Raw genomic sequence first — 4730 nt, forward strand, 5'->3', positions numbered from 1 at the left:
GTTGAAGTTGAAGTTGAAGTTGACTTTGTGAAGCCGAAGTTAAACCTTTAACTTTAAAACCCCGAATCAAAATCTACCCAAAAAATCCCGAAATCCCACCGTGCGCGCCAGCACAATAGCCTGCAGCCAGTTCTCCAGCGCAAGCCTGGCAAGAACACTCGTAATGTGATTCCTCACGGTCTTTTCGCGCAACCCCAGGTACGCGGCGACCTGCCGCGTTGTCGCGGCCTTGCGCGATCAGCCCCACGATGTCGCGCTCGCGTGGCGTGAGCACGGCATGCAGCACCAACGTGGGGCGCGCCCGCCCGGGGTTGGGCCACCGCGTGCCGCCTGTAGATTGGCAAAGGAACGGCGCGCGGCGGACCGCGCCGCCGCCGGGCCTTGCCGCGCTCAGTCGAGCGTGATGTGCGAGTCGTTGATGACCTTGCGCCATTTGGCGGTTTCGCTGCGCATCTTGTTGGCCAGCACCTCGGGCGGGCCGCCGGCCATCTCGAAGCCCATGCCGACCAGCTTGGCCTTGACCTCTTCGTCCTTGAGGGCGTGGTCGAAGGCGTGGTTCAGCTTGGCGATGATGGGCGCGGGCGTGCCGGCCGGCGCCAGGAAGCCGTACCAGCCCACCAGCTCGTAGCCGGGCGCGCCGGACTCGGCCACCGTGGGCAGGTTCGGCAACTGGGGCAGGCGGCTTGCCGTGGTCACGGCGAGCGCGCGCAGCTTGCCTTCCTTCACCAGCGGATAGGCTTCCGGCAGGATGGCGAACATCACCGTGGTCTGTCCGCCCACGAGGTCGGTCAGCGCCGGCACGCCGCCCTTGTACGGCACGTGCGACAGCGTCGGCAGGCCCACGGTCTTCTTGTACAGCTCGCCGCCCAGGTGCGCCGGCGTGCCGTTGCCGGAAGAGGCATAGGCAACCTGCGACGCATTGCTCTTGAGGTACGCCGGCAGCTCCTTCATCGTCTTGACCGGCACCGAGTTGCCGACCACCACCAGGCTCGGCAGCAGCGTGGCGAGGATGATCGGGGAGAAGTCCTTGTCGGGCGAGTAGGGCAGGGTCTTGTACAGGCTCGGGTTCACCGCGAGCGCCGTGGAGGTGCCGAGGAACAGCGTGTAGCCGTCGGCCGGCGACTTGGCGACGTAGCTCGCGCCGATGTTGCCGCTGGCGCCGGGGCGGTTCTCGACCACCACGGTCTGGCCGATCTGCTCGCCGACCTTCTGGCCCAGCACGCGGGCCAGCAGGTCGGTGGAGCCGCCGGCCGGATAGGGGACGATGATTCTTACCGGCTGCTTGCCGGGATAGTCGGAGGGCGCCTCCGCCGCGGCAGCGGCGTTCGCGAAACAACCTGCGGATGCCAGCGCCAGTAGCACGGGGGCAATCTTTCCAAACATGACTCTCTCTCCATGATGCGATCCGGGCCGTTCATCAGGACCGGAGTGGGGTTGGGAACTGGAAAGAAGTGCTGGAGCATAGTGAGACAACCTGCCCGCAAAGGCGGACGGTCGTTCTCTTTTTCTGGAACATCATCTGTGTGCAAGCACCGTGCCGGCTGCCTGGGAAAGGGCGTCCGGCACAGGCATTGCCTCATCAGTCAGGTCGATTCTAGGGAGTTTGACTAATGAGCACTACTGAAAACTTACGATGAACTAATCACGAACAGCGATAAGTCGGGCACCCTGCGCGGGCGCCGCCGCGGCTTGCGGCCAGGGGCCGCAAGGCATTCGGCGCGGATGATTGGTTTTTGTTGATTGTTCGTTTTCGGCGATATAACATCGGCCGCATCCCTCGCCGGATTCCCGGCGTCGCATCCCCGGCAGCGCAGTCCCCGCGCCCGGGCATGGCGGCCGCGCCGCGGCGTCCCATTCTCCCGTTCCCCATGAGCAGAAATATCTCCCTGCGGCACCTGCGCTGTTTCGTCGAGGTGGCCAATGCCGGGTCCTTCACCACGGCCTCCGCGCGCCTGTTCGTCACGCAGTCGGCGCTGACCGCCACCATCCAGCAGTTCGAGGAGGCGGTCGGCCTGAAGCTGTTCGACCGCAACACGCGGCGCGTGGTCATGACCCAGGAAGCCATGCGCTTCAAGGACGAGGCCGACAAGATCCTCAAGGAGTTCGACAGCGCCATCGCCGACCTGCAGTCGTTCGCGCAGGGCCAGCAGGGCCACATCCGCATCGCGGCGGCGGCTTCAGTCATCTATCAGTTCCTGGTCAAGTCGATCGCCACGTTCCGGCGGGAATACCCGAACGTCACCTTCTCGCTGCGCGACGCCGGCGCGGAGCAGGTCGAGCAACTGGTGATCGACGGCGAGCTCGATTTCGCCATCACCAGCAAGCACAAGGGTTTCGACGACCTGGACTACACGCCGCTGCTGGAAGACCGGTTCGGCGTGGTGTGCCGCGCGGACTATGCGCTGGCGTCGGGCACGGGGCCGCTGCGGTGGGCCGACCTGAAGTCGAAGGATTTCGTCGCGTTCACGGCGGATACCGGCATCGGCACGTTCCTGGCGCACAACGCCGGGCAGTGGCCGGTGTTCCAGGGCAGCCACGACGAGATCTCGAGCACGACCTCGCTGTTCGCGGTGCTCAGCGAAGGTGGCAGCTTCTCGATCGTGCCGGCGCTGGCGGCCAGGGTGGCGGGTTTCAACGAGCTGTCGTTCCGCGAGCTGCGCGGGCCGGTGCTGTCGCGCGAGATCTGCCTGATCACGCGGCGGCTGCGCTCGCTGTCGCCGAGCTCCCAGCGCATGCTCGACGTCATCCTCGACACCATCAGGCAGCATCCGCTGCCCGACGGCGTGGCGATGATCGAGGCGGCCGCGGCGCGGCGCCCCCGCAAGGGCGCCGCGAAGCCGGCCTAGCCGGCGCCGGGCCCGGGGCGCGCTCAGAGCGCGTATTGATGCTCGCGGTCGTGCGCGACGAGGCGCGGGTCGCGCGCCGCGCGCGGGCCGTAGCCGCCGCCGCCGGGCGTGCGCAGGATGACCTCGTCGCCCGGTTCCAGCACCTGGGGCCGGCGCGAGTCGATGGCGCGGCCGTTGATCAGCACTTCCCCGCACGCGCCGGGCGCGCCGCCGCCCAGGCCGGGCGCGGGCACCTGCAGCCGCTCGGTCAGGAACACGATCGACAGCGGCGTGCGGTGCTGGCTCACGAAGCAGATCTCCTCGCCCAGGCCGCCGCGGAAGCGGCCTTCGCCGCCGGAGCCCTCGCGCAGCGTCTTGTACTTGAAGAACAGCGGCGCGTCGCGCTCGGCCACCTCCACCGGCGTGGGCGAGATATTGCTCGGCCACGACATCACCGAGGCGCCGTCCTTGCCCGCCGTCGCGCCCAGGCCGCCGTTGTAGAACAGCACCGTGGCGAAGGGCTTGCCGTCGTCGCGGGTGCCGCTCAGGTTGGCGATCCACAGCGGCGAGCCCACGCCCGCCATGACCTTCTCGGGCAGGATCTGGTACATCGCGCCGAAGATCACGGTCGGCACGTAATGGCCCGTGCACGAGCGCCCGCCCACCGGCGCCGGCGAGCGCGGGTTGAGGATGCTGCCTTCCGGCGCCACCGCGCGGATGGGGCGGAACAGGCCGTCGTTGTTGGGCAGGTCCGGCAGCAGCAGGCACTTGATGGCGTAGACCGTCATCGCGCTGGTGTACGACAGCACGCAGTTGATGCCGCGCGGCTGCTGCGGCGACGTGCCGGCGAAATCGCACTCGATCTCGCCGTCCTTCACGCGCACCGCCACCACGTAGCGGAAGCGCTGGTCGAAGCCGTCGGTCTCCATCTCGTAGTGGTATTCGCCCTCGGGCAGCCGGGCGATGGCCTGGCGCATGGCGGCCTCGCTGCGCTCGAACAGCGCGTGGGCGAGGTCGTCGATGCCCGGCAGCGCGTATTCGGTGAGGATCTCGTCGAGCCGGCGCGAGATCAGTTCCACCGCGCCCACCTGCGACCAGATGTCGCCCACAGTCTGCTCGGGCGTGCGCACGTTGGTGCGGATCAGCGACAGCAGCGTCTCGTCGGCCTGGCCCTCGCGCAGCAGGTGCATCATCGGGATGTGGAAGCCTTCCTCGAACAGCTCGCGCGCGTCCACCGAGCGGATCTTGCCGCCGATGTCCGGCACGTGGCCGGCGGTCGCCGCGAAGCCGGTCAGCACGCCCTGGTGGAACAGCGGCTTGACCAGGCACACGTCGTTCAGGTGGCCGGTGCCGATCCACGGGTTGTTGGTGATGTAGATGTCGCCCGGGCGCATCGCCTGCGCGCCGATGCGGGCGATGGCCGCCTGCACCGTGCGCGGCAGCGTGCCGATGAACGAGGGGATGCTGCCGCTGTTCTCGGCCAGCGAGCGCCCCTGCGAGTCGGTGATGACCACCGCGAAATCGTTGGCCTCGGTGGACAGCGTCGAGAACGAGGTCCGCACGATCAGCTTGGCGGCTTCGTTGACCACCGAGCGCACGCGCGTCCAGAAGACTTCGAGGAAGATCGGGTCGGCGGCCGCGCCGCCGTGGGTTTGCCTGTCGCTTGTCATGCTGCCTGCTCCTCAATGGTGATCACCAGATTGCCGCTCGCCAGTTGCTTCACATGGCCCTTCGGCCCGACCACCAGCGACGAGCTGGCGTCCTCCACGAGCAGCGGCCCCGCCGCCGAGAAACCGGCCTGGAGCGCGCCGCGCTCGAACACCGGGGTCTCCACGTAGGCGCCGGCTTCCCTGAAATAGACCAGGCGCGAGCCCTTGGGCCGGGCCGGCTCCCCGCCTGCCAGCG

At 67.9% G+C, this 4730-nt stretch carries 4 protein-coding genes and 1 pseudogene; 1 reads left to right on the forward strand and 4 read right to left on the reverse strand.

Features of this window, described 5'->3' with window-relative positions:
• Positions 1 to 66 precede the first annotated feature (66 nt).
• Together K206_RS44755 and K206_RS0118430 are read right to left on the reverse strand one after the other, a co-directional pair.
• Positions 67 to 177 (reverse strand): hypothetical protein, encoded by a 111-nt coding sequence (locus tag K206_RS44755; RefSeq protein WP_369796901.1) that lies wholly within the window; start codon positions 175 to 177, stop codon positions 67 to 69.
• A gap of 213 nt (positions 178 to 390) precedes the next feature.
• Complete coding sequence (locus tag K206_RS0118430; RefSeq protein ID WP_020203864.1) at positions 391 to 1383, reverse strand: tripartite tricarboxylate transporter substrate binding protein; 993 nt, start codon at positions 1381 to 1383, stop codon at positions 391 to 393.
• A gap of 485 nt (positions 1384 to 1868) precedes the next feature.
• Here K206_RS0118430 and K206_RS0118435 point away from each other — a divergent pair, with 485 nt between their 5' ends.
• Positions 1869 to 2846, forward strand: coding sequence for a LysR family transcriptional regulator (locus tag K206_RS0118435; protein WP_020203865.1), 978 nt, complete (start codon positions 1869 to 1871; stop codon positions 2844 to 2846).
• A gap of 23 nt (positions 2847 to 2869) precedes the next feature.
• On the opposite strand, the gene K206_RS0118440 is transcribed toward K206_RS0118435, so the two are convergent.
• Both K206_RS0118440 and K206_RS43765 read right to left on the reverse strand, forming a co-directional pair.
• Positions 2870 to 4495, reverse strand: a complete 1626-nt coding sequence (locus K206_RS0118440) for a hydantoinase B/oxoprolinase family protein (protein ID WP_020203866.1) — start codon at positions 4493 to 4495, stop codon at positions 2870 to 2872.
• Positions 4492 to 4730 (reverse strand): annotated as a pseudogene (locus tag K206_RS43765) (hydantoinase/oxoprolinase family protein); the annotation flags it as partial. The gene K206_RS0118440 and the pseudogene K206_RS43765, both read right to left, overlap by 4 nt.

Origin of the sequence: Cupriavidus sp. WS, from assembly GCF_000395345.1 — a bacterium.
GTDB lineage: Bacteria > Pseudomonadota > Gammaproteobacteria > Burkholderiales > Burkholderiaceae > Cupriavidus > Cupriavidus basilensis_B.